Origin of the sequence: Streptomyces sp. ID05-26A (assembly GCF_033794685.1) — a bacterium.
Taxonomy (GTDB): domain Bacteria; phylum Actinomycetota; class Actinomycetes; order Mycobacteriales; family Pseudonocardiaceae; genus Lentzea.
Genome location: NZ_JARAYZ010000004.1, coordinates 659221 through 684189, shown reverse-complemented (window position 1 = coordinate 684189; position 24969 = coordinate 659221). Strand labels below are relative to the sequence as shown.

The 24969-nt window shown below is 69.1% G+C and carries 27 protein-coding genes and 1 rRNA gene; 11 read left to right on the top strand and 17 right to left on the bottom strand.

Features of this window, described 5'->3' with window-relative positions; genetic code table 11:
• Nucleotides 1-99: ribosomal RNA gene (rrf, locus tag PV646_RS34545) — 5S ribosomal RNA — on the top strand; the annotation flags it as partial.
• Between the two features lie 164 nt (nt 100-263).
• Nucleotides 264-428, top strand: a complete 165-nt coding sequence (locus tag PV646_RS34540; RefSeq protein ID WP_157513017.1) for a hypothetical protein — start codon at nt 264-266, stop codon at nt 426-428.
• Between the two features lie 3 nt (nt 429-431).
• Here PV646_RS34540 and PV646_RS34535 read toward each other — a convergent pair whose 3' ends face one another.
• Together PV646_RS34535 and PV646_RS34530 are read right to left on the bottom strand one after the other, a co-directional pair.
• A complete protein-coding gene (locus tag PV646_RS34535) occupies nt 432-1022 on the bottom strand; it encodes an LURP-one-related family protein (protein WP_500346502.1) in 591 nt (196 codons plus the stop codon).
• On the bottom strand, nt 1019-1378 hold the full coding sequence (locus PV646_RS34530; protein WP_500346501.1) for a nucleotide pyrophosphohydrolase: 360 nt from the start codon (nt 1376-1378) through the stop codon (nt 1019-1021). Before PV646_RS34530 ends, PV646_RS34535 begins: the two co-directional genes overlap by 4 nt.
• A gap of 87 nt (nt 1379-1465) precedes the next feature.
• Between PV646_RS34530 and PV646_RS34525 the strand changes: the two genes are divergently transcribed.
• The gene (locus PV646_RS34525) at nt 1466-2266 is read left to right on the top strand and encodes an NmrA family NAD(P)-binding protein (protein ID WP_500346500.1); all 801 of its coding nucleotides are present in this window, start codon (nt 1466-1468) and stop codon (nt 2264-2266) included.
• Here PV646_RS34525 and PV646_RS34520 read toward each other — a convergent pair.
• The 10 genes from PV646_RS34520 to PV646_RS34475 all read right to left on the bottom strand — a co-directional run bounded on the left by PV646_RS34520 (nt 2239) and on the right by PV646_RS34475 (nt 13778).
• Nucleotides 2239-3156, bottom strand: a complete 918-nt coding sequence (locus tag PV646_RS34520) for a hypothetical protein (RefSeq protein WP_500346499.1) — start codon at nt 3154-3156, stop codon at nt 2239-2241. The genes PV646_RS34525 and PV646_RS34520 overlap by 28 nt on opposite strands.
• Before the next feature lie 82 nt (nt 3157-3238).
• Nucleotides 3239-4345 carry a hypothetical protein gene (locus PV646_RS34515; protein WP_500346498.1) on the bottom strand — a complete coding sequence of 369 codons (1107 nt, stop codon included), beginning with the start codon at nt 4343-4345 and terminating at the stop codon, nt 3239-3241.
• A gap of 19 nt (nt 4346-4364) precedes the next feature.
• Nucleotides 4365-5264: a helix-turn-helix domain-containing protein gene (locus tag PV646_RS34510; RefSeq protein WP_500346497.1), complete on the bottom strand. Its 900-nt coding sequence runs from the start codon at nt 5262-5264 to the stop codon at nt 4365-4367.
• 132 nt (nt 5265-5396) lie between these two features.
• Complete coding sequence (locus PV646_RS34505) at nt 5397-6029, bottom strand: hypothetical protein (protein ID WP_500346496.1); 633 nt, start codon at nt 6027-6029, stop codon at nt 5397-5399.
• Nucleotides 6030-6182: 153 nt separating this feature from the next.
• Nucleotides 6183-8813, bottom strand: a complete 2631-nt coding sequence (locus PV646_RS34500) for an ATP-binding protein (protein ID WP_500346495.1) — start codon at nt 8811-8813, stop codon at nt 6183-6185.
• Nucleotides 8810-9646 carry a metallophosphoesterase family protein gene (locus PV646_RS34495; protein WP_500346494.1) on the bottom strand — a complete coding sequence of 279 codons (837 nt, stop codon included), beginning with the start codon at nt 9644-9646 and terminating at the stop codon, nt 8810-8812. Before PV646_RS34495 ends, PV646_RS34500 begins: the two co-directional genes overlap by 4 nt.
• Nucleotides 9647-9654: 8 nt before the next feature.
• Nucleotides 9655-10041: a hypothetical protein gene (locus PV646_RS34490; protein ID WP_500346493.1), complete on the bottom strand. Its 387-nt coding sequence runs from the start codon at nt 10039-10041 to the stop codon at nt 9655-9657.
• On the bottom strand, nt 10038-12446 hold the full coding sequence (locus tag PV646_RS34485; protein WP_500346492.1) for an AAA family ATPase: 2409 nt from the start codon (nt 12444-12446) through the stop codon (nt 10038-10040). The genes PV646_RS34490 and PV646_RS34485 overlap by 4 nt, the downstream gene beginning before the upstream one ends.
• Nucleotides 12447-12571: 125 nt before the next feature.
• A complete protein-coding gene (locus tag PV646_RS34480; protein ID WP_500346491.1) occupies nt 12572-12928 on the bottom strand; it encodes a peptidase inhibitor family I36 protein in 357 nt (118 codons plus the stop codon).
• A 40-nt stretch (nt 12929-12968) separates the two neighbouring features.
• A complete protein-coding gene (locus PV646_RS34475; RefSeq protein WP_500346490.1) occupies nt 12969-13778 on the bottom strand; it encodes a DUF72 domain-containing protein in 810 nt (269 codons plus the stop codon).
• A gap of 17 nt (nt 13779-13795) precedes the next feature.
• Here PV646_RS34475 and PV646_RS34470 point away from each other — a divergent pair, with 17 nt between their 5' ends.
• Nucleotides 13796-14545 carry an arylamine N-acetyltransferase family protein gene (locus PV646_RS34470; protein WP_500346489.1) on the top strand — a complete coding sequence of 250 codons (750 nt, stop codon included), beginning with the start codon at nt 13796-13798 and terminating at the stop codon, nt 14543-14545.
• On the opposite strand, the gene PV646_RS34465 is transcribed toward PV646_RS34470, so the two are convergent.
• Nucleotides 14500-16218 carry a glycoside hydrolase family 5 protein gene (locus tag PV646_RS34465; protein WP_500346488.1) on the bottom strand — a complete coding sequence of 573 codons (1719 nt, stop codon included), beginning with the start codon at nt 16216-16218 and terminating at the stop codon, nt 14500-14502. The two genes, PV646_RS34470 and PV646_RS34465, sit on opposite strands and share 46 nt — an antisense overlap.
• A 112-nt stretch (nt 16219-16330) precedes the next feature.
• Between PV646_RS34465 and PV646_RS34460 the strand changes: the two genes are divergently transcribed.
• The 4 genes from PV646_RS34460 to PV646_RS34445 all read left to right on the top strand — a co-directional run bounded on the left by PV646_RS34460 (nt 16331) and on the right by PV646_RS34445 (nt 18014).
• A complete protein-coding gene (locus tag PV646_RS34460) occupies nt 16331-16618 on the top strand; it encodes a type II toxin-antitoxin system Phd/YefM family antitoxin (protein WP_500346487.1) in 288 nt (95 codons plus the stop codon).
• Nucleotides 16606-17013, top strand: coding sequence for a type II toxin-antitoxin system VapC family toxin (locus PV646_RS34455; protein WP_500346486.1), 408 nt, complete (start codon nt 16606-16608; stop codon nt 17011-17013). The genes PV646_RS34460 and PV646_RS34455 overlap by 13 nt, the downstream gene beginning before the upstream one ends.
• 20 nt (nt 17014-17033) lie before the next feature.
• Nucleotides 17034-17549: a DUF2199 domain-containing protein gene (locus PV646_RS34450; protein ID WP_500346485.1), complete on the top strand. Its 516-nt coding sequence runs from the start codon at nt 17034-17036 to the stop codon at nt 17547-17549.
• A 138-nt stretch (nt 17550-17687) separates the two neighbouring features.
• Nucleotides 17688-18014 carry a hypothetical protein gene (locus PV646_RS34445; RefSeq protein ID WP_500346484.1) on the top strand — a complete coding sequence of 109 codons (327 nt, stop codon included), beginning with the start codon at nt 17688-17690 and terminating at the stop codon, nt 18012-18014.
• A 66-nt stretch (nt 18015-18080) separates the two neighbouring features.
• Here the strand turns inward: PV646_RS34445 and PV646_RS34440 are convergent, their stop codons facing one another.
• The 4 genes from PV646_RS34440 to PV646_RS34425 form a co-directional block, all read right to left on the bottom strand.
• Nucleotides 18081-20189 (bottom strand): 3-hydroxyacyl-CoA dehydrogenase NAD-binding domain-containing protein, encoded by a 2109-nt coding sequence (locus tag PV646_RS34440; protein ID WP_500346483.1) that lies wholly within the window; start codon nt 20187-20189, stop codon nt 18081-18083.
• A complete protein-coding gene (locus tag PV646_RS34435) occupies nt 20186-21400 on the bottom strand; it encodes a thiolase family protein (RefSeq protein WP_500346482.1) in 1215 nt (404 codons plus the stop codon). The genes PV646_RS34440 and PV646_RS34435 overlap by 4 nt, the downstream gene beginning before the upstream one ends.
• Nucleotides 21401-21492: 92 nt before the next feature.
• Nucleotides 21493-21942: an ABA4-like family protein gene (locus PV646_RS34430; RefSeq protein ID WP_500346481.1), complete on the bottom strand. Its 450-nt coding sequence runs from the start codon at nt 21940-21942 to the stop codon at nt 21493-21495.
• Complete coding sequence (locus tag PV646_RS34425) at nt 21939-22775, bottom strand: hypothetical protein (protein WP_500346480.1); 837 nt, start codon at nt 22773-22775, stop codon at nt 21939-21941. The genes PV646_RS34430 and PV646_RS34425 overlap by 4 nt, the downstream gene beginning before the upstream one ends.
• Before the next feature lie 104 nt (nt 22776-22879).
• Here PV646_RS34425 and PV646_RS34420 point away from each other — a divergent pair, with 104 nt between their 5' ends.
• The 3 genes from PV646_RS34420 to PV646_RS34410 all read left to right on the top strand — a co-directional run bounded on the left by PV646_RS34420 (nt 22880) and on the right by PV646_RS34410 (nt 24948).
• Nucleotides 22880-23530 (top strand): MerR family transcriptional regulator, encoded by a 651-nt coding sequence (locus tag PV646_RS34420; protein WP_500346479.1) that lies wholly within the window; start codon nt 22880-22882, stop codon nt 23528-23530.
• Nucleotides 23531-23704: 174 nt separating this feature from the next.
• Nucleotides 23705-24211 carry an RNA polymerase sigma factor gene (locus PV646_RS34415; protein ID WP_500346478.1) on the top strand — a complete coding sequence of 169 codons (507 nt, stop codon included), beginning with the start codon at nt 23705-23707 and terminating at the stop codon, nt 24209-24211.
• Nucleotides 24208-24948 carry a hypothetical protein gene (locus PV646_RS34410; protein WP_500346477.1) on the top strand — a complete coding sequence of 247 codons (741 nt, stop codon included), beginning with the start codon at nt 24208-24210 and terminating at the stop codon, nt 24946-24948. The genes PV646_RS34415 and PV646_RS34410 overlap by 4 nt, the downstream gene beginning before the upstream one ends.
• Nucleotides 24949-24969 lie beyond the last annotated feature (21 nt).

Sequence of the window (24969 nt, the reverse complement as noted above, 5' to 3'; positions counted from 1 at the left end):
GGGGAAACACCCGGTCCCATTCCGAACCCGGTAGTTAAGCCCTTCTGCGCCGATGGTACTGCACTGGTTACGGTGTGGGAGAGTAGGTCGCCGCCGAACATAATTTGCCCTGCGGGTTGAGCGCCACAAGCGCTCCCCGCAGGGCTTTTTCATGTCGTCGTGCATGTGGCCCCGTGTTCATTGAGCGGCTGACCGGGTGATGAGACCCCGGCGAGCGGGTGACGTGAGTCAAGCTCGGGTTGTTCCTCCCTACCGTGATCGTCATGAACGAGCAGTGGGTAGGGGAGGCACCTTTGCGGTGGCGAGCGCGCAGGAGGCGGGGCAGGCACGCCCGCGAGCCCGCGCCGTCCTCGCAGTCGATCCTGCCCGCAGTGCTCGGCGTCGTGCTGCTGGTGTGCCTGATCCTCCTCCTGCTGACTTACCTCTGAGTCCTAGCGGGACTGCAGCGCGTCGAGCGCCACGGCCTGAGCGATCACGAGCCGGCGGTCGACGCCAGGATCCTGGATCTGGACCAGGTAGTGGTCCCGAAGCCAGGTCTTCTTGTCGACGCTGAACACGGGCGTGCCGTTCTCCGTGACGAAGTCAAAGTGATACCGCATGGGGAACGGCGCATCTCCGATGATCGGGATCCACTGCCACAGCCGGCGAAAGCCCGCGAGGAACCTGTTCCGCTCCGCCCCCGTCGCCTGACCGAGACCCGGCTGCTCCAGGTGCCAGGTGGACCGCAACAGAGACTTCGTGAAGTCCTTGCGGAACAACCCGATCGACCTGCCCTGGCCGTCCGTGACGTCGTAACCGCCGCCCAGGTCGAGCACCTTGCGCGCGTTGAACTCGAACAGCACCTGGCTCTTCGACGGGTCGGTGTAGATCGTGACCCGCTCCTTTATCTTGAGCCTCTTCTGCTCGGCGAAACCGACCAGCGCGCCCGGCCGGCCGTTGTCGTCGACGAACACCTCGTAGCGGTTGACCATGAACGTGACCTTCTGGTGCACGTGCAGCGCCCGCGCGTTCTGAAGACTCACAGCTCGCCCTTCTCCACTGGAACCGGTGTCAGGCTCCCGGTCGGGAACCGCCGTTCGTTGCGATCGATCTTGGTGAACGCGGCCTCGACGAGATCGACGCCGAGCTTGTCCGCCAGCCTGGTGAGGTAGTGCATCACGTCCGCGAGCTCGTCTCGCACGTTCCACGCGAGGTCGGGGTCCTTCATCGCGTCCTGCGCCTCTTCGGGCGTCAGCCACTGGAAGAGGTCGGTGAGCTCGCCGACCTCCGCGGACAAGGCCATCACCAGGTTCTTGGGCGTGTGGTAGCTGTCCCAGTCGCGGGCAGCGGCGAACGCGCGCAAGGCGTCCCTCAGGTCCACGAGATCACGCTGACTCATGCCCACTGATTACCACGTGGACGAACGAGCAAGAACGGCGGCTGTTGGGACATGGTTCGTCCGCGTCAACGTTGATTAGCTCTAGCCATGTCAACATCGAGCGTCATCAACCCCGACTCCATCCTCGTGCTCGGCGCCACCGGCAAGACAGGCCGTCGCGTGACCGGCCTCCTCGGTCCCGCCGCCCGTCCGGCGTCGCGGTCCGCGCCCACGAGGTTCGACTGGTCCGACCAGGACACCTGGGAGCCCGCCGTCGCTGGCACGACCGCTGTCTACGTCGTGCCGCCGGAGAACCCCGTGCAGCTGAACGACTTCGTGCGCGTCGCGGTGAAGGCCGGTGTCACCCGGCTCGTGCTCCTGTCGATGCGTGGTGCCCCGGGCGACGACCCGTTCGAGGCAGCGGTCAAGGAGTCGGGTGCGGAGTGGACCGTCCTGCGGCCCACCTGGTTCATGCAGAACTTCGACGAGGACATCTTCGCGGCGTCCGTGGAGCAGGGTGAGCTGGCCGTTCCCGCCGGGCAGGGCGTCCACCCGTTCATCGACGTGGTGGACATCGCCGAGGTCGCGGTCGCCGGGCTGACCCAGCCCGGTCACCACGGTCAGACCTACGACCTCAGCGGACCTGAGGCGTTGTCGTTCCCCGAGATGCTGGCGCGGATCAGCGAGGTGACCGGCAAGCCCGTGCGGTTCGTGGACATCCCGGCGGAGGAGTTCACGGCGGTGTTGCGAGGCCACGGCTACTCGGACGAGATCGCGGACCTCATCACCATGCTGATCGTGCTCATCCGTGAGGGGAAAGAGGCGCACATCGCCGACGGCGTGCAGCGGGTTCTCGGCCGTGGGCCGCGGACGTTCGCCGACTACCTGGGCAGCAGCAAGTTCGCCTGAAGACCGCGCGTGCCCTCGTTCGTGATGACGGCTTCGCAGAGCGCGCGCCCCGTGCGGGCGCGCCACTCCTGCGCCATGTCGCAGTAGCGAAGACCCATCGCATAGGTGAGCTGGCCGATGCACTCGCCCTCGAGGAGAACCTCGAGCGTGTGCTCACCGGTGTGAGACCCCTTAACTATGCGGCTGTCACGGAGTTCGGCGATGACGTGCACGGGTGTGCGGCCGTTGACCACGCGGTGCAGCACGTGCTGATGGGCCTCCTCGCCGACGACGGCGACCTGGTGCTCCGCGGGCAGCGTCGGTGCCGTGCCCAGTGCCTCGTGGTCGAGCAGCAGCAGTCGCGGGATGCCGAGATGCAGGTGCACGCCGTAGTACGAGCTGCTGCCGACGATGCGGGCGGGGCACGAGCCGACTTCGCCGCGCTCGGCGAGGTCGAGCAGCAGTGGCTGGTACTCGGCGGCCTGCTCGCTGCGCAGGTAGCCGGCGGTGACCGCGGTGCCGTCGCCGCGCACCAGGTCGACCCGCACCGCTGCCCGGTCGTGGCGGCCGGCGGACTCCGGCACGAGCACCGCCGTCGCCGGGACCGAGGTGTCGTCCCCGGCGCCGGACGTCGAGAGCCTGGCCACCTCGGCGATGGCGTCCTGGTGGTGCGCTTCGCCGACGATCGAGATCCGACCGGCCGTCGACAGCCGGCGAAGACGCGAACGGGTGCGCGTCGGGACCATCTGCTCAGCCGTCTTGTTCTTGGTGCCGATGAACATCAATCCGAACAGCGCGAGCCCGATGACGAAGCCCAGAGGGCCGAAAGCAACGGTCAGAACCAGCGCGAGCACGGCGACAGCGATCAAAACGGCGGCAGGCGAGGGTTCTGTGCGTTGCTGCATCGTCATGGGGCATCCTCACGACTCGGCGACCCGTCACTCTCAGTGTCGGGTACGCCGGGCGATCCGTTTCACAAATCGCTCGTTTGGCCTAGCACGACGACCTGAGGACTCCAGCCCGTGACCGGAATCCGGTGAAGGTCGGGATCCTCGGCCAATGGTGAGACCGGGTTCTCCTCGGCGAGCTTGTACACGGTGCCCTGGCGGAACCACAGGTGCGTCGCGATCCACGCGATAGACCCGAACACGAGGACGCCGACGAGGTAGCTCCACCCGTCGGTGAAGATGCGGTAGACCGAGAGAGCGCCATCGGTGTCGTGAGCGCGGAGATGATCAGCGCGGCCCAGCGGTTCCCGTGGTTGACCGTGCGGGTGTTGCGGATCGGCGGTTCCTGACCGGCCAGGTTCCACAGCGACTGGGCGTGGGACCACCTGTCGCTCTCCAGAGGCGGTCGGGGATCAGGCGTAGCCCGCACCTTCGCCCGTTCCGAGACGAGCCTGCCCACGTCGGCCGCGTCGTCGATCGGCAGCAGCCACTCCTGCCCGCCGCCGATGATCCTCAGCGCCGGACCCGGCATGACCGTGAGCTCGCTGGTGTTCGCGAGCCGCCACGGCGCCGGCGAGTGCACGACGCCGACCTCGACGCTGCTGATCCGGTCGAACCGCAGGGCGACCCGGCCGATGGGGCTCATCGGGTGCACTGGAGGCGGCAGCTCGTCGAGCAGCAACCGTCGCGACTGGACCCGCAACCGCCCGCCACCACGCAACCCGACGGAGACCTCGACAGCGGCCCGCCGTACGTCACCGGTGACCGGCCACGCCACGACCCGCGCCGCGAGCCACGCGAGCCCGAACGCGACCAGCGGCGCCGCGACTCCCGACACCGCGTGCTCCCAGCCGTCGAGCAGCCCGAAGATCAGACCACCGAACGTTGCCGGCACCGACGGCACCAGCGCGATCTTCGGCCACGCCGTCGTCATCCACCAGAACACCACGAGCAGCACGACCGCCAGGGTCGTCGGCCACAGGACGGCCGTCTCGGTGAAGGAGTCGTGGAACTTCCCGGCGAAGTCGAACGTCCCGTCGCGCAGCTCGCGGCGGTACAGGTAGGACGAGAGCACGTGGTACCCGGTAGGCACCCCGATCACGGCGGCCAGCAGCAACGGCGCGGCCAGCAGGTACCGCAAGAACATCAACACGACTTCCCCCAGGTCTTGATCAGTTGACCAGGGTAAGGCGCGCACGTCCTCTCGGTCCTGGTTCTCCGCCACCTGGTAGCGCCGTCAGCACGAGCCCGAACACCAGCCCGTTCAGCTCTTCCAGGCCCAGGTTGAGCTCTTTGGCCACGTGCGACGGTGTCGTGCCGTTCTCGCGCAGGACCTTGAACACCTTCGTGAGCAGCTTCGACGTCTCGCGTCGCATCATGCCGCCCGGCACGAGGCTGCGCACGTTCGCCCACTTCGTGAACTGGTCCCTGCCGACGTGCCAGTGCCGGTGGTCGGTACCGGGCAGCAGCCGCTGGGGCATCAGGAACTCCGCGGCGAACTCGTGCTGCTCGTCGTGCCCGAGCAGCACGGCGAGCTGAACGGCGGCGTCGAACCGCGCCTGCTCCGGCGTCGCCGTCGGCGTGAGGAACACGAACGGCGTTCCGTCGTGCCAGCAGGAAAAGGCCTCTTGCTCGGCGCAGTCGACGGGCAACGAGAACACCCGCACGCCGTGGGATTCGAGCAGCTGCACCATGTTCGGCGCGGGCCCGGAGGCAAGCCGCCACGCGTCACGCACGCCCTGCGGCGAGGTGCGCGGCGGAGGCAGACTCGGCTGCGGCAACACGAACAGCCGGTCGATCCACCCGTTGAACTCGATCGCGAGCTGCGCCGCCGCCGTCACCTGAGCGTCACGGGGTGCGTTCTGCGGCCGAGGCGGCGCCGGCGCGGACAGGAACTCGGCCGGGAAACCGAGCGCTCCCGCGAGCGACTCGACCGCGGCGGGCTTGGGCCTGCGCTGCCCACGCTCGTACTCGCCGATGGCTCGCGCCTGCACACCCGACTTCCGCGCCAGCTCGGCGGCGGTGAGTCCGCGCCGGGTGCGGGCGAGCGTGAGTCGCGAGGGCGTGAGCATGATCCGGTCATTGTCGCTGGCGGCGCAACGGACTGCCAGGCGGGTCCTGGTGCGCCGATCGGACCGGGGTGTCGTGCCTGTTCGGCCCGCGTGACCGGGCCCTGTGCCGGGGTACGCCGGCCGGCCGTCGCGCTAACGACGGAGCGCGATCGGGAAGTCCACCTCCTCCGGCCCGTCCACGTTGGGAGTCTTGAGCTGCGGGAACTCCATCGGCGGCAACGGAATCCGATGCGCCCACCGCTCGATGATCTGGTTCTGCGGCGTCGGCTCGGGCTGCGACACCTCGCGCAACACCACGAGCCGATCCTCGAGCTGCAGCGGGTACGTCACCAGGAACCACAACTTGAGCCCCTCGGTGCGCACGTTCTCGAACAGCGCGAACTGGTCGTGGTCGTTGTCCCGCATCATCGCCGCGATGGCGGGCCCCTTCGCGTAGTCGCTGCGCAACGGCGCCTCCGGCGACCCCGTGCCCCGATTGCCCTGCAAGGTGCCGAGCAGCACCGGCCGCGACGGGTGCTTGATCAGTCCCGCGTTCCAGTGGTCGAGGCGCTGCCACCCCTCCGCCGCCAGCAGCTGACGCAACGTGCCCACCCGGTGGATCCAGTCGAGCAGGCCCGGCGCGTTGGTCGGCCCGAACGGCGGCGAGGCGGCGCGCGCGTCGATCCCGGCGGCGATCGCGCGGTCCAGGATCGCGAGACGCAGGCCCAGGTCGGCGAGCTTCTCGTCGGTGGTGGGGGTGAGCTTGCGGAAGGCGGCGTTGGTCATGGGCCGACGGTAGCGACGGGGTCTGACATTTCCGGAAGGCCGCTGGTCAGCCGCGTGGCCGTCGGGACAGGTTCACGTCAGCACGCACCCGGAACGAGAGGTGCGGTGCCCAGGACGTGGCCCTGGGCACCGCACCGGCGGCCGCTCTCCCGGTCAGGCCGCCACCGGCGTGAGCTGGTGCAGCAGGTCCCTTTCACCCAGCCGTTCCTGCGCCCACTCGGCCACCGCCGCGTCCTGCGCGAACAGGACGATCTGGCGATCCGCGGACAGCTGCAGCAACAGGTCGAGCACGGCACGGGTGCGGGCGTCGTCCGCCTGCACGGTGACGTCGTCCAACAGCAAGGGGCAGGCCTCGGTGGCGAGATGCTGGGCGAGGGCCACGCGCAGCAGCAGGTAGATCTGTTCCGCGGTGCCGAGTGACAGGCGGGAGGCCTGGTGCCACGACTCAGAGGCCGCGCACACCTGCACGGTCAGGGTCGACGGGTCCACGGCGGCGTCCACGTAACGGCCGTCGGTCACGGACGGGAGCCAGGTGCGCAGGGTGTTCTCCAGGGCCGGGGCGATGGTGCTGTGCACCTTCTCGCGGGCCGCGGTGAGGTAGCGGGAGGCCAGGTCGATGGCTTCCACCTCGGCTGTCACCTCTGTCAGGACCGCGGTGGCCGTGGCGACGGCCTCCTCGGCGTCCGGGACGCTCGGCAGGGCTCTGGCCAGTTCGGTCACGGTGGCTGCCAGGGAGTCCGCGCTGGGGGCCAGGGACGGGTCCACGGCGTCGCAGGCGGCGTAGCGGGCTGCTGCTTCCAGCAGGGTGGCGTGGTGGGTTTGTGCTGCCGAGTGGGTGGCTTCCAGGTCGTCCAGGGTGCCGGACGCGATCAGGGACTGGAGTTCCGCCCACGCGTTGCGTTCGTCCTCGGCTTCGCGGAGCAGCCGGTCCCAGCCTCGTTGCCACTCGGCGATCGCGCGCAGCAGGTCTTCCGGGCGGTCGCCGGTGCCGCCGATCGCGGTGACGGCTTCGCGCAGCAGGCCGAGGGCTCTCGTGTGGGCGGCGGTCGCCTCGGCGACGGTGGCTTCGGCGAGGCGGCGGTCGGCGAGGGTTTGGGCCAGCAAAGGACGTTGGGCCGCCATCGACGCCTGGCGGGCGCGGACCTTGCAGTCCGTTTCGTAGTCCACCAACAGGTCTGGGACGGTCATCGCGGCGTCCAGCTTGCCGCGCGCCGCCAGTTCCACCCGGATGGCCTTCTCGGTGCGGGCCACCTCGGAGACCAGGTCGGCGTGTTCGGCCTCCCACGCGGGACGGTTGGCCAGGCGCCACAACGTCTCGCGGTCCGCCGGCACGCCCAGGGACGCGCATTCGGCCAGTGCCTCGTCGTGGATTCGTGCCGCTTCGGCGGCCACCGCGCGCTGGCCCTCGGCCTCGGCCAGGGTGCGGTCCGCGGTGAACAGCACGGCCCGTGCGTCGGCGGCGGTGGCGGTGCGTTCGGCGGCGTAGGTCATTGCGGCCTCGCGCTGGGCGGCGTTGCCCCGGGACATCGCGCCGCCGACACCGGCCACCAGCGCGGCGACGAGGACTCCTATGGCGGCGATCTGCTGGCCCGTCAGGAAGAGCAGCACGCCCACCAGCGAGGTGAGGCAGCTCAACGCCAGCAAAGCGTTGCGCAGGAACGGGTTCGGCACCGCGATCTCCTGCACGCGCGCTGCCGCCACGTCCGCCTCGACCTGGGTGCGGGCGGCGTTGGCGGCGGCCTCGTCCTGGTACTGGCGGGCGGTGTCCACGTCGATCGACGCCGTGGTCAGGCGGCCACCGGCGGCCGGGTCCAGGCGCGTGGCGATCCCGCGCAGCGCGGACGGTTCGGCGTTCGTCCGCGGTGACGGCCGGCGTTCGTGGTGCGCGGCGGCGACGGCGGACGCGGTCGCGTACGCCGAGGCCACGACGCGGAGTTCGTCGTCCAGCGCGGTCTCGCCGACGGGAAGGCCCGGCAGGGCGGCGAGTTCGTTCGCCAGTGCCTCCGCGGACGGGCCCGGCAGCACGCGCGGGGTCGGGGCGGCACGCCACGCGGCCAGCGCGCGGTTCACCAGGTGCGTCAGTTCCTCCTGCGCGGCGAGCCCGGACGGCGGTGAGTCGCCGAAACGCTCCTGCAGTTCGCTCAACCGAGCCACTCGTGCCGAGATCGACTCGATCGACGCCTCGTGCTCCTGCACGGCCAGGCGTGCACGAGCGGCGGCGGCGGAACGTGCCTTCGCGCTCAGACCGAGATAGCGGGTGTGTTCACGCTGGGCCACAGCGAGGTCGGTTTCGGCCTCGCGCAAGCGGTTTCGCGCGTCTCGCAACGCTTCCCTGGGAGCGGTCAACCGCTGCAGCGCCTGCTCCACCGTGCCGTCCGTGCCCGCGGTGGCCGCCGCACGGCGCAGGTGGTCCTGCAGGCCGTTCGCCGCGTCCAGCACCGTCAGCAGTTGCGCCTGGTCGACGCACGCGGTGGCGGCGAACGACAGGCGGTCGAGCCCGACCCAGCGCGAGCCGTCCGGTGCCAGGTCGGCGTTCAGGTCGCGGTCCACCGCGACCACCTCGCCCGACTCCAGCGACACGGTCGCCGCCACCCGCCAGGACTCGCCCTCCCACGGGCGGTGCCGCATCGACGGGTCACCGCACAGCGCCGCGCGGATGGCGGCGTGCCACGACGACTTCGCCGACTCGTTCGCACCCGACACCACGGTCAGACCGGGCGCCAACGGCAACGTGCGCTCGTGCAACGGCCCGAACGCGTGTGCCGTGACGGACTCGATCCTCATCGTTCCTCCAACGCCCGCAGGCCGGCCGACAACACGCGGCCACGCAGCGCCATGTCCAAAGACGGATCAGCGAGCACGTCACGAACGAACTGACCGCGCACGGTCCGTTCCGCGGCGACGGTGTCGAAGTCCAGCAACGGGAACGTCTTCTCGGAGTCCATCCAGCCGAGCGACCGCGACGCCGACACGTCGAACACCTCGCGCGACACCGAACCGTCCTCGTTCACCGTGCACAGCACGGCCCCGCGCTCACCGGTCTCGCCCGGCGTCAACGGATCCGGGTTGCCCGGGAACGTGTAGTCCGTCGCGTGCTCCGGCGTGTGCACGTGCCCGAGGAACGCGTGGTCCAGCCCGGTGATCGCGACGTCGCCGGGCGTGGAACCGTGACACAGGGCCAGGTTCACGCCACCCCGGTTCACCGCGAACCCGTCCAGGACGTCCCGCGCCGGACCGGGGCCGACGTTCGCGGCACCCCACAGCGTGATGCCGTCGGCGAGTTCCACGGGTGTCATCGACCCCGACGAGAACACGTGCACGTTCGGTGTCCAGTCCACCTGCTGGTAGACCGACTGCGGCCCGTACCAGTCGTCGTTGCCCGGAGCCAGGAACACCGGCACCGGGCAGTCGAACGACGACCGCAGGAACTCGGCGGTGGAAGGGGAGCAGCGATCGTGCTCGTACAGGTCGCCGGCGCACAACATCGCGTCGACTTCGGATTCCTGCGCGAGGTCCACGATGTGGCCCAGCGTGTCACGCAACGCTTGACGCCGCTCCGGGCCCGCGCTGGAGAAGCGCGTGTCCAGGTGCAGGTCCGCGAACAGCAGCAGTTTCACCAATGCCCTCAGGTGAGGTCGATGTTGCCGGACAGGGTCAGGGTCGGCCTGAGAGTCGCCGCGACCAAGGCGGTGTCGGCGTGCCAGCCGGTCAGCTCCGCGACGGTCGGGGTGAGCTCGTAGCCGTGGTGCCGGATCGCGCGGCTCAACGCGTGCCACAGCTGGGAGGCGTCGTGCGCGACGTCGGCGTCCACGTGCGACGGGAGGCTGAGCAGCAACGCGTGCACGGGCTGGTCGGTGTTGTCGGCTCCGCAGGCGCGGGCCACCGACCGTTCCACCGCGGTGCGCAACAGCTCGGCACAGCAGCGGATCCGCACGCCGTCGAGCTGATCGGGGCGCGCCAGCAGGTTCGCCACGCAGGTCAGCCGGTCCTGGACGTCGGAGGGGAGGCTCATCGCTGCAGCCATCCCGCGAGCAGCTCGGTGTCGCGGATCAGCACGTCCAAATCTCCGCTCTCGCCGCCGACCCGGCATGCCAGCAACAAGTCCACCGCCCACGATCCGACGACCTCCTCCAGGTGTGGCAACAACTTCGAGGGCTCCGCCAGGTCGTCGAGGACGGCCAGCGCGAGCTTCTGCCTGGTCGTCAGCGCGCATTCGAGCACGCGCTCCACCTCGGCGTGCGGTACTCCGCGGCCGAGCCGTTCCCGGCGGAACCGCGCGTGCGACGCCGCTTCCAGGGCCGCCCGGCAGCACGACGCGACGAGCTCCGCCCGCAACGCTTCCGGCAGGTCCTCGTCGATCCGCATCGCGCGGGCGTCGCCCAGGCACCGGCCGACCGGGTCGTCGGCCAGCCGCACCTGCACGACGGACTCCTCGCCGCGGCAGACCTCCCAGACCGTCGCCGAGAGCCGCAACCGCCGCAGCGCCTCCACCAGCCGTTCGTCGTGCGTGAACACCACGACCTGGCGGGTCAGCCCGACGTCGGCGAGCACCTGCGCGAGCCCGTCCACCTTGGACGGGTCCATCGCCTGCACCGGGTCGTCGATCACCACGAACCGGAACGGGCTCTCGTCCACCATCGCGCGCGGCAGGAACAGCGCGAGCCCCAGCGAGTGCAGCTCGCCCTGGCTCATCACCGCGAGCGCCGAGTTCGAGACGCCGTCGACCGACACGTCCAGCTCGACGTTGCGGGCGCCGCCGAGCCGCACCGCGCCCAGGTCGACGTTGCTCTGCTGGCGCAGCCGTTGCCAGATCCGCTGCGACTCCTTCGCGAACGGCGCGATCCGCTCGGACCGCAGCGTGGCCGCGGTCTTGCGGATCCAGTTCTCCGCCTCCGTCACGTCGGCCAGCACCTCGGCGTCCGCAATCGCTTGCTGCGCCTGGGAGTGCCACTCGAACAACGCGATGGCCATCGGCCGCCACACCAGGTCGCGCCGCTCGATCTGCTCGCGGGCAACCGATTTCAGCTGGTCGACAGCCTGTACGAGACCTGTATACCGGTCGAATACATCCTGTCGGAGACGCACTGGGTCGTCGATCGAGACGCAGTCCTCCCACGCCTGCCAGGCCTGCAACGCGGTCGTCGTGTCGAGCACGCCCTGCGCCTCGGTCAGCACCTCGGGCACCGGCACGCACAACGCCCGCGTGGCCGCGACGGCCAGGTCCAGGCGATCGGCGGCCTCGTGCAGTTCGGCGGCGGCCCTGGCGAGGTGCTCGGCGCGTTCCTTGGCCTTGCCGAGCCACATCCCGTCGAGCCGGCCGAGGTCGCACACCGGGCACGTCTGGTCCCGGTGCGAGTCCTTGGCCGACTCCTGCAACTGGATCGCGAGGCGCAGGATCTCGCTGCACCGCAACGAGTCCTGCGCGTTGGCCGTCGCCACCACGGTGACGGCGCCGAGCGCGAGGTCGAGCGTCTCGCGGACGCGGTCGACCTCCTCGTCGGGCGGCAGCGCCACGTCCACGATCTGGTGCAGCAGGTTCGTGCCGCTGCCGACCTCGGCGCCGAGCGCGAGGTCCGCGATCGCGTCGAGGTCGGGGTGGTCGCTGCCGAGCAGCGCGGCGGCCCGGCGGGCCCGTTCGTCCTGCGACGCCAGCAACTCCGCTCGCACGCGTTCCCGCCGGTCGTGGGGGCGGGCGACGATCTCGGCGAGGCGTTTGCGGTGCTCGGCGAGCGCCTGCTGCGCCTCGGTGATCGCTTCCAGGCCCAGGAGGCGGTGCATCGCCTCGTAGAGGTCCTCGGGCTGGGCGTCGAGGACGGTCCCCAGTTCGCTGTAGGGCAGGAACGGCCGGAAGGTCTCCAGCGCCTCGTGCCACCTGGCGGCGTCGAACGGCTGGTCGTCCTGGGTCCACTCGCCCCGCGCCAGGTCGTCCTGCGACGCCCACTGTCTTCGGATCGTCGTCCGGTCCGCCTGGCAGGCCTGGACGAGGTCCAGTTCGACGGCGGTGTCGCTCTGGTGCAGGTTGCGCCAGCCCTGCTTCCACACGTCGTGCCGTGCTCGGGTCCAGCGCGCGTTGTAGCCGGTCAGCGCCAGTTCGGCGGCCTCGGCGAAACTCGACTTGCCCGAGCCGTTGCGGCCGGTGACGACGGTCAGTCCCGGACCCGGTGCCAGCGGCAGGCGTGCCTGCGGGCCGATGCCGCGGAATCCGCGCACCCGGATCTCCGACACGAAGATCCCCTGGCCGGGGCCGTCCGAGCGTTCTCGCGGGGCCTCGTCCGGGGAGGGCGCGCCGGCGAGCGTGCGCTCCAGCGCCGCGTCGCCCCGGCACGCCGCCAGCACCAGTTCTGCCGCACGTGGGGTGAGATCGTCTTTGGCCAGCCGCCCGGCCATCAGTTCGAGTAACCCGGCTTCACCCGCCACGGTCACATTTCCTCCAGCTGCCACCACTCGATAGGGCGGCAACTTAGGCACGAAAGGGGACCTACTGGTGAGTACTCACACGATCGAGTGGTGTTACATAGGGTGACTAAAGTCGGTCGCGGTCGTTAGGGACCCCACACCTGCAGGCCCCTGATCACGAAGTAGGCGTCCGGCACGTAGGTGCCGTGCTTCGGGTAGGTGGTGAACTCGGCCTCGGTCGAGCAGTTCTCGCGCTGGTAGACGGTCGCGTCCCTGCTCAGGCGGTTCACGAAGGACTTGCCGGTCACCGTGAGCGTGATGCACTCGCCGGGGTTCGCCGATTCCACGTCGAGGCGCTGGACGGTCCCCGTGTAGTCCGGTCCCGACCAGACGCAGAACTCGCCCTTGTCGCAGGTCTTGTCACTCTGCGCTACAGCGATCCCACTGGAGGCGACCGCGCCCGCAGTGATCACCAGGGCGGTGATGAGGCTCTTCGTCGACATGGGCGCACCTCCGTCGGAGACGAGTGTGCGTCCGTTCGGCTCAATCGGCCAGACGATCTTGGAGCGCTCTCGCGTCGCGCGGGGCGTAGGCCTTCGCGTCGTTGTCGAAGTAGACGAACACGTCGCCCCGCTTCCGCCACACCCTGACTTTCTCCGCCCACGCGTCGAGGCCCTCGTCGGTGTAGCCGCTCACGTAGAGCTCGTCGTGGCCGTGCAGCCGGACGTAGACGAAGTCGCTCGTCACCTCCTCGATCAGCGGGTACTTGCCGGCCGCGTCCGCGACCACCAGCGCGATGTCGTGGCGCTTCAGGAGATCGACGAACTCCGGCGTGTTGTAGCTGTCGTGACGCACTTCGAGGGCGTAGCGCATCGGCCGTTCGGCGTCCGTGGTGGTGTGCGCCGGGTCGACGCGGTGGTCGTGGCGTTTCGCGATCTCGGCGGCCTCGGTCGTGGTGCGGGGGAGGCCCTCGAAGAAGCCGGTGAGCAGGTCCGCGTCGAACTTCAGCGTGGGCGGGAGTTGCCAGAGGATCGGGCCGAGTTTCGGGCCCAGGGCGAGAACGCCGGACGCGAGGTAGTTCGCGAGGAGTTCGTTGCCGTCCTTGAGACGCTTCATATGGGTGATGAAACGGCTGCCCTTGACGGAGAACACGAAGTCGTCCGGCGTCTCCGCGGCCCACCTCTGGTAGCTCGACGGGCGTTGCAGCGAGTAGAACGAGCCGTTGATCTCCACCGAACCGAGTTGCTCGCTCAGGTAGGCCAGTTCGCGCTTCTGCGTGACGCCCTTGGGGTAGAACACGCCGCGCCAGGGCGGGTAGACCCATCCCGAAGTGCCGATCCTGACCTCGCCCATGTGGCTATCGTGGCACGGTGGACGACTACCTACAGCGCATCGGCGCCTCGCGCACGTCTTCGTTGGTGGAGCTGCACGAACGGCATCTGCTGAGCGTCCCGTTCGAGAACCTCCACACCCACATGGACATCCGGATCGTGCTGGAGGTCCCGTGGCTGCACGACAAGATCGTGGTGCAGCGGCGCGGCGGGTTCTGCTACGAGCTCAACGGGATGTTCGCGGAGTTGTTGCGGCACTTGGGACATCACGTCGACCTGCTCGCCGCGCGGACCATCGGTGAGGAACAACGGCTCGGCCCGCCGCTCGACCACCTGGCGCTGCTCGTGGACGGTACCTGGCTCGCCGACGTCGGGTTCGGCTCGTTCACGCTGCGCCCGCTCGACTGGCGCTCACGCGAGGACCAGCACGACCCGTTCGGCGTCTTCCGGCTCGTCGACGTCGGCGAGGACGTGGAGGTGCTGATGGACGGCAAGCCCTGCTACCGCCTGGATCGCCGCCCGCGTGAGCTCGCCGAGTTCGTGCCGACCTGCTGGTGGCACCAGACCGCGCCGGAGGCGCACTTCCGCGCCGGGCCGATGGCGTCGCTCGCGTTGCCCACCGGGCGGATCACCGTGACGGACAAGAAGATCGTGCGGACGGAGAACGGCCGCAAGACCTCGTTCGACGTCGAGGATCCCGCGGCCGCTTTCCTGGAGCACTTCGCCATGAGATTTGAACAGAGTCACTTCCGGCAGAGCAACGCGTCCGGCGTCCTGCGCCAGTTGTAGGCGACACCCGCGATGTGCTCGTCCTGCGCGCACTGTCCCTTGTAGTGCCCGTTGGCCCAGTCGCCGCCCTGGTCCGGTCGGTTGTCACCCCGGTCGAACCAGAGGACGCGGGTGGACGACCCTTGCGCGACCGGAGCGCAGACCAGTGTGAAGTTCGCGTAGCCGACCGCGGCGTTTCCGTTCGGGCACTGGAGCTTCGTGTAGCCCGACGCCCAGTCGTTGGTCACGTGCTGCTCGTTGGTGACCCTGCTCGTGTTGCTCCACTGTGGACCGCTGACGCACAGCCCGCGGTTGCCGGTGTGGCTGATGCCGACGAGTTTCTCGTTCTGCGGGCAGGATTCCTTGAGCAGCTGGTTCCACCGGGTCTCGTTGGGGATCTGCCCGGTGCGGCTCGGCGCGTTCACGAGACGGTTCCACGCGCCGGCCCGCCAGTCGTCGCCGTCGTTGACGCCCATGCGGTTCCCGGCGGCGTCCCAGTGCAGCAACGCCCATCCGTTGCCACCCCGGTTGGTGTGGAAGCCGACCAGCGGCCAGTAGGCGAAGTCGGTGTCGTTCGCGACCAGCTGGTTCACGAACCGCTCGAACCAGTCGCGTGCCTTGGGGTTGTTCTCGCCGCGGCCGCCGACGCCGAACTCGCTGATCCACAGCGGCGCGGTGAAGTGCTTCTGCGCCTCGGTGATGAAGAACGCCTGGCGCTGCAGGACGTTGATGTGGTCCTGCGGCGAGAGGTCCTGGTAACGCGGGTCGGTCGTCTCCCCGATTCCCGTCGCCCCACTGTGGTTCGGGCCCGTGTAGCCGTAGAAGTGCGCGGAGTAGACGAGCTTGGCGGGGTTGGCGAGCGTGTGGCTGAGGAACCGCGCGGGCTCCAGCGTCGGCCGCCCGTGCGCGAAACCGTCGACGGGGATGCCGGTCCAGTTGATGCCCTCGACGATGACGAGCAGGTCGGGTGAGGTCTGCTGGAGGCGGTCCGCGGCCTGCTGCGAGGCCTTGTGCCAGTCGTGGTCGTTGCCCCAGCCCCAGTTCGGGTCGTCCCAGACGTTGCGGCGCACCTCGTTGTAGAGGTCCGCGCCGACCACGCGCTTGTTCGCTTTGTAGCGGTCGGCCATGAACGCCCAGTCGCCGATCCACTGGTCGGTGCTCTGGCTGGTGTTCCAGCGCTCGTTGCCGTCGACGCCGCAGCACCACCGCGAGGTCGTGGTGTGGTTGTTGAGGATGACCGCGAGGTTGTTGCGCGTCAGCTCGGCCACGACGGCGTCGTAGACCTCGAGCGGGCGCTTTCCGTTGAGCTGCGCGTCCTTCAGGCCGTTGACGGGGTTGGTGTCCCTGATCATCTGGTTGGAGAACGGCAGCCTGATGCTGTTGACGCCGATCTCCTTGAAACCACCGATGATCGTGGCCATGGTCGCCCGGTCGAGCCCGAGCGGGACCTGGTCGGCCTTCTCGCCGGAGTGGTGGTTGGCGGGGTCGTTGATGTCGCCGGACCCGGTGTAGGTGCCGCTCGCACCGTGCCAGTTGCCGGACTTGAGCTTGAAGCGGTCGCCGTGGGCGTCGACGATCCACCGGCCTCGGGTGCTGAGGGGGCCTGTCCAGGCCGCCTCTTCCGCTTGTGCCTGTGCGGGCGCCACGAGACTCGCGGCCAGGAGCAGGGGAGCCAAGACGCGAATAGTTCTCATATCTGAACAGCTTAGTCGTGGAAGCGCTCTCGCAGAACTGCCGAGCGGAAACTATCGCGCGTCCCGTAGCTCCTCTGTAGCACTTTTTTGAGGATTGAGCTACATTGGTGGCATGCAGCAGCTCAAAGCCATCGGCCAGCGTGAGCTCCGCAACGACAACGCGGAGATCATGCGGCGCGTCGAGGCGGGTGAGAGTTTCGTCGTCACCCGCAACAACAAGCCCGTCGCCCAGCTCTCGCCGTACCGGGAGGACGCCGTGACCCGTCCGCCGCTCGGAGACGTCCAGGTGCTCTTCGGCACGCTGCCTCCGGTCGACGCGGACCGGTGGGAGGCCGACCGCCGGGCCGCCGACGACGTGTTCGGCGCGGACGACCCGCTGGAAGACCCGTGGCAGAGCTGAGCTGTCTGCTCGACACCTGTGTGCTGATCAGGCTCGAGCGGGCGAATCTGGGCGAGTACGTGCACGCCCAGCCCTACCTGAGTGCCGTGACGATCGCGGAGCTCGCGTTCGGGCTCGACACCGAGGACCCGGTCGAACGTTTCGCGCGCACGGAACGGTATTACGCGGCGCTGCAGACGTTCGAGGTGCTGCCGTTCGGGGTCGAGGAGGCCAAGGTCTACGGGCAGATGGCGTCGCTGGTGCGCCGGGCCGGTCGCAGTCCGCGGCCGCGCCGGATGGACCTGCAGATCGCGGCCACGGCGGCGGTCGCGGGGTTGCCGGTGCTGACCATGAACGTCAAGGACTTCAAGGACGTCGGCCGGCTCGTGGAGGTCGTGCCGATCCGTCAGGTGTGAGCGGTCTCTAGGCTTTCGGCATGACGTCTCCGGGGTTCACCTGTTCGTGCTGCGGTGAGGTGCACGGCGGCCTTCCGTTCGCCTACTCGATGCCGGCGCCGGTGTACTGGTCGGCGGAGGTCGCGGACAAGCCGGGCAGTTTCCTCGGCGGCGAGCAGTGCGTGATCGAGAACGAGCACTTCTTCGTGCGCGGCCGCATCGTGCTGCCTGTGCGCGACGCCGAGGAGGACCTGGAGTGGGGCGTGTGGGTGTCGCTGTCGCCCGCGAACTACGCCCGCATGATCGACGTCTTCGAGGACCCCGCCCGCGTGGACGAGCCGCCGTACTTCGGCTGGCTGTCGACGGTTCTGCCCGGCTACGAGCACACGACGCTCAACCTCAAGACGAACCTGCACACGCAGGAGCTCGGCGTGCGGCCGTTGATCGAGGTCGAGCCCACCGCGCATCCGCTCGCCGTGGAGCAGCGCGAGGGCATCACGCTCGCGCGGGTGCGGGAGTTCGCGGAGATCGCGTTCCACCAGGGAGGAACGTCCTGATTCGCGCCGGGAGCCCAAAAAACCGTACGGACGGATTCGATACCGGGTTCGCTGACCGGACACCAGGACGCGAGAACATGACCTGATCGAAACATCCGAACGGCTAATGATCCCGCGATTCATCCCGATACGTGACACATGACTGTCACGGACATCGCGGCGTGGGGTACGGCGGACCACGTGCGAGCCGCGCTCGAACGTCACCTCGAAGGCGCGCTGGTAGAAGTACCCGGAGACGACGAATCTCCCCGCTGGGCGTTCGGCGAGGCGCTGCGCAAGTCGTTGATGCTGCGCCAGACGCACCCGTTCGACACCGTCGCCATCGGTCTTCCCGACCTGCCGCGCTACCGCGAGCTGGTGGCCGGTTCCGAGGTGACGCTGCGCGCGACGAACATCGACGCCTACTTCATCTGCAAGGACGGCAATGCCGAGCTGCACGAGCCGGTGATGGTGCCGGAGGTCTAGAGGTCCGGTCGAACGGCAGAGGCGCCCTCCACCAGTGGTGAAAGGCGCCCCTGAACGTTGTGAACACTAAGCAGGCACGGAGGCCACGCCCGGTGCCAGGAAACGCTTGCCCGTGACCTTCTCCGAGATGCCGGTGCGGTCCAGGTACGGCGTGATGCCGCCCAGCCAGAACGGCCACCCGGCGCCCAGGAGCATGCACAGGTCGATGTCCTGCGCCTCCGCGACCACGCCCTCGTCGAGCATGATCCGAATCTCCTCGGCCAACGCCTCCAGCGCGCGCGTCTTGACCTCGTCACCCGTCAGCGGTGAGGAGCCGAACTCCCACAGCGCCTGGACCTCGGGGTCGACGGTCTGCTTGCCGGTGGAGTCCCACTGCCAGACCGCGCCCTTGCCGGCGGCGACGAACTTCTTCATGTTCTCCGACACCGAGAAGCGGTCCGGGAACGCGCCGTGCATCGTCTCCGACACGTGCAGCGCGACGGCGGAACCGACCAGCTGGAGCAGGATCATCGGCGACATCGGCAGGCCCAGCGGCTCGGTGGCCTTGTCGGCGACCTCGAACGACGTGCCCTCGTCGACCGACTTGATGACCTCGCCCATGAAGCGGGTCAGCAGGCGGTTCACGACGAACGCGGGCGCGTCCTTCACGAGCACCGAGGACTTCTTGAGCTGCTTGCCGATCGAGAACGCCGTCGCCAAAGTCGCGTCGTCGGTCTGCTCGGCGCGCACGATCTCCAGCAGCGGCATGACCGCGACCGGGTTGAAGAAGTGGAAGCCCACGACCCGCTCGGGGTGCTTGAGCTTCGACGCCATGTCCGTGATGGACAGCGACGACGTGTTCGTGGCCAGGATCGCCTCGGGCGAGACGTGCTCCTCGACCTCGGCGAACACCTGCTGCTTCACGGCGAGGTCCTCGAACACGGCCTCGATCACGAAGTCGGCGTCGGAGAACGCGGACTTGTCGAGCGAACCCGACACGAGCGCCTTCAGGCGGTTCGCCTCGTCCGGCGAGATCCGCTTCTTGCCCGCCAGCTTGTCGATCTCGCTGTGGACGTAGCCGACACCCTTGTCCACGCGCGCCTGGTCGATGTCGGTCAGCACGACCGGCACGTGCAGGCGGCGGATGAACAGCAGCGCCATCTGCGAGGCCATCAGGCCCGCGCCGACGACACCGACCTTGGTGACCTTGCGCGCCAGCGACTTGTCCGGCGCGCCGGCCGGCCGCTTCGCCCGCTTCTGCACCAGGTTGAACGAGTACAGGCCCGCGCGCAGCTCGTCGCTCATGACGAGGTCCGCGAGGCCCTCGGTCTCGGCGGCGTAGCCCTTCTCCAGGTCGTTCTCGCGCGCCAGCTCCAGCAGTTCCAGAGCCTTCTGCGCACCCGGCGCCGCGCCCTTGGTCTTGCCGTGCACGATGCCCTTGGCGCGCGCGACGGCCGCGTCCCACGCGTCACCGCGGTCGATCTCCTTGCGGGGCACCGTGATCTCGCCGCGCACGACACCGGACAGCCACAGCAGCGACTGCTCCAGGTAGTCGGCGGAGTCGAACAGCACGTCCGCGATGCCGAGGCCGAGAGCGTCCTTCGGCTTGAGCATCTTGTTCTGGTTCAACGCGTTCTCGAAGATCACCGTCACGGCGTCGTTGGCGCCGATCAGGTTCGGCAGCAGCTGCGTGCCGCCCCAGCCCGGGAACAGGCCCAGGAAGACCTCGGGCAGCGCGATCGCGGCCGCGTTCGACGCCAGCGTGCGGTAGTGGCACGACAGCGCGAGCTCGAGCCCGCCGCCCATGACCGCGCCGTTGACGAAGGCGAAGGTCGGGATGTCCGAGTCGGTGAACTTCTTGAAGACCTCGTGGCCGAGCTTGCCGATCGTGACGCCCTGCGAGCGGTCCGTGGCCTGCTCGACGGCGGTCAGGTCCGCGCCCACCGCGAAGATGAACGGCTTGCCGGTCACCGCGATGGCGGCGGGGGAGGCCGCGTAGGCCTCGTCGAACGCCGCGCCCAGCGAGACGAGCGACTGCGGGCCGAACGTCGACGGACGGGTGTGGTCCAGGCCGTTGTCGATCGTGATGAACGCGACCGGCTTGTCCAGACCCGGTACCGAGATCAGACGAGTCTTGGCAACGGTGACGACCTCGTCGGGGAAGATCGCCTTTGCTTCCTCAGCGGTGATGGTCACTTGCCACTCCAGTTCGGGTTCTCCCAGATGACCGTTCCACCCATGCCGATGCCGATGCACATGGTGGTGAGGCCGTAACGGACGTCCGGACGCTCGGCGAACTGACGCGACAGCTGCGTCATGAGGCGCACGCCGGAGGAGGCCAGCGGGTGGCCGGTCGCGATGGCGCCGCCCCACTGGTTCACGCGGGCGTCGTCGTCGGCGATGCCGAAGTGGTCGAGGAACGCGAGCACCTGGATCGCGAACGCCTCGTTGACCTCGAACAGGCCGATGTCCTCGATGGACAGACCGGCGCGCTCGAGAGCCTTCTCCGTGGCGGGAACCGGGCCGATGCCCATGACCTCGGGCTCGACACCCAGGAACGAGTAGCCGACCATCCGCATGCCGATGGGCAGGCCGAGCTCGCGCGCGGTCTCCTCCTCGGCGAGGATGCAGCCGGTCGCGCCGTCGTTAAGACCGGCCGCGTTGCCCGCGGTGATCCGGCCGTGCGGGCGGAACGGCGTCTTGAGCTTGCCCAGGTCCTCGACCGTGGTGCCCGGACGCGGCGGCTCGTCGGCCGTCGCGAGGCCCCAGCCGTTCTCCGCGGAGCGGGTCGCGACGGGCACGAGCTCCGGGCCGATCTTGCCGTTCTTCAGCGCGTCCGCGTACTTGGCCTGCGAGGCCGCCGCGTAGGCGTCGGTGCGGTCCTTGGTGATGTGCGGGAACCGGTCGTGCAGGTTCTCCGCGGTCTGTCCCATCACGAGCGCGCTGGTGTCGACGATCCGGTCCGACAGGAAGCGCGGGTTCGGGTCGACGCCCTCGCCCATCGGGTGGCGGCCCATGTGCTCGACGCCGCCGGCGATGGCGACGTCGTAGGCGCCGAACGCGATGCCGCTCGCGGCCGTGGTCACGGCGGTCATCGCGCCCGCGCACATGCGGTCGATCGAGTAACCGGGAACCGACTTCGGCAGGCCCGCGAGCAGAGCGGCGGTGCGGCCGAGCGTGAGACCCTGGTCGCCGATCTGCGTGGTCGCGGCGATGGCGACCTCGTCGACCCGCTCCGGGGGCAGCTCGGGGTGCCTGCGCAGCAGCTCACGGATGACCTTCACGATGAGGTCGTCGGCACGCGTCTCGGCGAAAATGCCCTTAGGGCCGGCCTTGCCGAACGGCGTCCGGACGCCGTCGACGAAGACCACGTTCCGAACGCGTGCCGGCGCTGCTGGTGCGGCCACGGCGTCTCCTCCACTTGTGGTGACAACTCTGTCCACTACCGGACGGGTTGCGCGACATCCCTACCGGTCGGTAACGCCAACTCTAACCCTAGTTACTGGTGAGTAACCACAGCGGTACCCCTGTTCGTTCTGTCACACACCTTGCGGACGATCAGGAACAGCGGCAACCCGACCGGCGCCAGCAGGATCGTGATCACCAGAACGGGCGCCATGACCAGCGGGTGGACGTCGAGCCGCCGCCCTTCGAGGTACATCCAGCGCCCGACGAACAGGTCCCACGCGAGCATGTGCGCCCACACGAGGGCGGTGCCGGCGGGCGTGGCCAGGTACTCCGCCAGCGGGCCGAGCTCGGGCCGGGTGACCAGGGGCAGCACCGTGGACAGCTCCGGGACCAGCAGGACGATGTAGATCAGGGCGGGCGGCAGCACGATCAGGTAGGACTCGGCGATCCTCTTCGTCCACGACCACTTCGGCGCGAGGATCATGAGCGCCCAGAACGGCGCGGCGACCAGGAAAGTCAGGTCGAACAGGGCGGCGATCATGTGGACACGAGCTCCTTCTTCGGTTCACGCGCCCACGCCACACCCAGTGCGGTCGCGACGACGATTCCGGCGAGCGCGAGCAGGGTCGTGCCGTCGGGCTGGACGAGGGACTGGCCGCGCAACGCCTGCCAGGTCACGAGCAGGAAGATCCCCAGGAACGACCCGCTGAGCACCCAGGTGAGCTTGGTGTTCGCACGGTTGCCGAGCAGTGCGATCAGAACGGGCAGCACCTGCAGCGCGTGCATGCCCACGAAGTGCCCGACGCGCAGGTCGCCGTGTTCGGTGCTCCAGCCGGTGAGCGCCATGTACGCCCCGCCGTCGGCAGCGCCGATCGTGTGCGAGCCGAGCGTGTCGCCGTTGAGGGCCTGGCCGGGCTTCGGGCTCGTCATAAGGAATCCGACGCCGAGACCCAGGAACGAGATCACGAGCCCGAGCCGGATCGACCAGGCGAGTGCGTCGCTCTCGAACTTCGTGCGCCACAACAGGATCGCGACGATCGCGTGCGTCATCCACAGCACCACGATCGTGGAGCCCATGATCGAGAACAAGACCGTGTCGAGCGGCGTCTCGAAGTTGAAGTGGCTGCGCCTGCCGCGGATGACCTGGCCGACGATCACGACCATCTCGAGCGCTCCGGCCGCCGCCAGCACGGTGCCGGCCCACCATCCGACGCGCTGGAACCTCTTCAGGAACGTGAGCAGCCACGCCAGGGTGAAGGAGTAGAGCGCGAGCGACACGGCGAACTTGAGCGGCTTGAGCCAGATCGGTGAGTTGACCACGGTCCGGTCGTCGACCAGCAGCCCGATGAGCGCGATCGGGATCAGAACCACCATCAGCCCGCCGAAGACGACTAATGGCCGATGCCCTGTGCGAAGCATCTCTATACCCCCTGAATGGATAGCGGCACTCTCTGCTATCCGGAAGCTACACTATCCATATGCGTGTTGGCGAGCTTGCGAAGAGAAGCGGCGTTCCGGTGCCGACGATCAAGTACTACCTGCGCGAGGGACTGCTGCCCGCCGGCGTGCTGACCAGCCCGAACCAGGCCCACTACGACGACGAGCACCTGCGCAGGCTGCGGCTCGTCCGTGCCCTCGTGGACGTCGGCGGCCTGTCGATCGCGTCGGTGCGCGAGGTGCTCGCCGCCATCGACACCCGCGACGAGTCGCTGCACAAAAAGCTCGGCGCCGTGCAGGAGGCGATCAGTCAGCCGAGCGCCGTCGAACTCGATCCGCTCGCGGTCGCGGACGTCCAGGCGTTCTTCGAACGGCAGGGTGAGACCGAGTGCGTCGACGTCACGAAGTCGAACGTGACCCACATGCTCGCCGCCGCGTTGTCGGTGGCCCGCTCGGTCGGCCATGACCACTTCCGCGACCTGCTCGACCCCTATCTGGAAGGGCTGAAGATCATCGCGCAGGCGGACCTCGACTACATCGCCGGGCGCGGTTCGCGCGACGACGTCATCGAGGCGATGGTCGTCGGCACCCTCATCGGCGACACCGTTCTGAAGGCGGTGCGCCGGCTCGCCCACGCCCAGGTGTCGCGCGAGGTGATCGGTACCAGGCCCGCGCCGCACGAAGAGAACTGATCTCCGCTACAACCTCTAACTGATATATCGGTTGAACTGTCGGTGAGGCCACGCGTCGTGACCTGCGCCTTAGCAATGACTCTTTGGACTTCGTCCGCAAAAGACCTGTTGCAAAGGTGGTGGGGCGAGGTGAAAGAGCGGGCGTCCTGCCGGACATGTCCCGGGGTGGAGCAGGTGGACGTGGAACCGCGCCAGACGGGCTTCGAGGCCGTCGCGCAGGAGCTGATCGAGCCGCTGCGCCGGTACCTGGCGCGGCGGACCGACGCCGCGACCGCGGACGACATGCTGTCCGAGACGTTGCTGGTGGCCTGGCGGCGGCGCGACGACATGCCGGCCGAACCGCTGGCGTGGGCGTACGCCGTGGCGCGCAACTGTCTCGCCAACGCGGAACGGGCGCGGCGCAGGCAGGACCGGTTGCTCGTGCGGATCTGGCAGCTCGCGAGACCGCCCGAGCACGCCCCGGCACGCGACGACCCGGATCCGGGGCTGGCCAGAGCGCTCGCGCGGCTGTCCTCCGCGGACGCCGAGCTGATGCGGCTCTGGGCGTGGGAGGAGCTCGGCCCGGCGGAGATCGCCCAGGTGGTCGGGATGAGTGCCAACGCGGTCAGCATCCGCCTGCACCGGGCACGCCGGAAGTTGAAGTCCCTGCTGGACGAGCAGGCGGAAGGAGAGCGGCCATGACGGACGACGACCTGCGCGACCGGATGCGCCGTGCCGATCCGGCGGCGTCGTTGCGTCCGCTGCCCGAGGACGAGGCGCGACGGCGGGTGGCCGGGTCCGCGCTCGACGCTCCGGTGGCACCGAGGTTCTCCGCGAGAAAGCTGCCGGTGCTCGTCGGAGCCGCGGCGGTGATCGCGGTGGTCGCCGGGGTGGTCGTGCTGAACAGCGGTGGGCCGGAGCAGGCGACGCGGCCGGACGTCGCGTTGCCGACCTCGACGCAGCCCGGTCTGGAGAACGGTTCGGGGTTGCCCGACAACAGCGGGGGACGGCCCACCACCAGCGTTCCGGCGCAGACGGGCACCACCACGGCGCTGGCGCCGCCCGTCACCACCACGTCCGAGGGGCGCAAGATCACGGTCGCCGTGCTGACGGAAGAGCCGGTCGATCCGGAGGTGCGGTGTCGCGCGCCCGAGGCGGCGGTGTTGAAGGAGCGCGCGCAGATGGCGTTCGAGGCGACCGTGCTGAAGATCGAGGGCACCGTCGTGACGCTGCAGGTTCAGGGCGCCTGGTCCGGTGAGGCGGACCTCGTCGAGGTCAGGAACACCACCAACTCGCCGGTGCTCGCGGGGTTCGAACCCGAGGTCGGCCGGAAGTACCTGGTCGCGGCGAGCGAACTGCGGGTCATGGGGTGCGGCTACAGCGGACCCGACGAGCCCGGACTGCGGGCCGTCTACGACGAGGCGTTCCCGAAGCGCTGAGAGGACGACGGCGATGCGCCC

What these genes read in the sequence shown, in the direction of transcription:
- PV646_RS34540 (WP_157513017.1), top strand. Translation starts at nt 264, where the DNA reads ATGAACGAGCAGTGGGTAGGGGAGGCACCTTTGCGGTGGCGAGCGCGC.
- PV646_RS34530 (WP_500346501.1), bottom strand. Translation starts at nt 1,378, where the DNA reads ATGAGTCAGCGTGATCTCGTGGACCTGAGGGACGCCTTGCGCGCGTTC.
- PV646_RS34525 (WP_500346500.1), top strand. Translation starts at nt 1,466, where the DNA reads ATGTCAACATCGAGCGTCATCAACCCCGACTCCATCCTCGTGCTCGGC.
- PV646_RS34520 (WP_500346499.1), bottom strand. Translation starts at nt 3,156, where the DNA reads ATGACGATGCAGCAACGCACAGAACCCTCGCCTGCCGCCGTTTTGATC.
- PV646_RS34510 (WP_500346497.1), bottom strand. Translation starts at nt 5,264, where the DNA reads ATGCTCACGCCCTCGCGACTCACGCTCGCCCGCACCCGGCGCGGACTC.
- PV646_RS34505 (WP_500346496.1), bottom strand. Translation starts at nt 6,029, where the DNA reads ATGACCAACGCCGCCTTCCGCAAGCTCACCCCCACCACCGACGAGAAG.
- PV646_RS34500 (WP_500346495.1), bottom strand. Translation starts at nt 8,813, where the DNA reads ATGAGGATCGAGTCCGTCACGGCACACGCGTTCGGGCCGTTGCACGAG.
- PV646_RS34490 (WP_500346493.1), bottom strand. Translation starts at nt 10,041, where the DNA reads ATGAGCCTCCCCTCCGACGTCCAGGACCGGCTGACCTGCGTGGCGAAC.
- PV646_RS34480 (WP_500346491.1), bottom strand. Translation starts at nt 12,928, where the DNA reads ATGTCGACGAAGAGCCTCATCACCGCCCTGGTGATCACTGCGGGCGCG.
- PV646_RS34475 (WP_500346490.1), bottom strand. Translation starts at nt 13,778, where the DNA reads ATGGGCGAGGTCAGGATCGGCACTTCGGGATGGGTCTACCCGCCCTGG.
- PV646_RS34465 (WP_500346488.1), bottom strand. Translation starts at nt 16,218, where the DNA reads ATGAGAACTATTCGCGTCTTGGCTCCCCTGCTCCTGGCCGCGAGTCTC.
- PV646_RS34460 (WP_500346487.1), top strand. Translation starts at nt 16,331, where the DNA reads ATGCAGCAGCTCAAAGCCATCGGCCAGCGTGAGCTCCGCAACGACAAC.
- PV646_RS34450 (WP_500346485.1), top strand. Translation starts at nt 17,034, where the DNA reads ATGACGTCTCCGGGGTTCACCTGTTCGTGCTGCGGTGAGGTGCACGGC.
- PV646_RS34445 (WP_500346484.1), top strand. Translation starts at nt 17,688, where the DNA reads ATGACTGTCACGGACATCGCGGCGTGGGGTACGGCGGACCACGTGCGA.
- PV646_RS34430 (WP_500346481.1), bottom strand. Translation starts at nt 21,942, where the DNA reads ATGATCGCCGCCCTGTTCGACCTGACTTTCCTGGTCGCCGCGCCGTTC.
- PV646_RS34425 (WP_500346480.1), bottom strand. Translation starts at nt 22,775, where the DNA reads ATGGTGGTTCTGATCCCGATCGCGCTCATCGGGCTGCTGGTCGACGAC.
- PV646_RS34420 (WP_500346479.1), top strand. Translation starts at nt 22,880, where the DNA reads ATGCGTGTTGGCGAGCTTGCGAAGAGAAGCGGCGTTCCGGTGCCGACG.
- PV646_RS34410 (WP_500346477.1), top strand. Translation starts at nt 24,208, where the DNA reads ATGACGGACGACGACCTGCGCGACCGGATGCGCCGTGCCGATCCGGCG.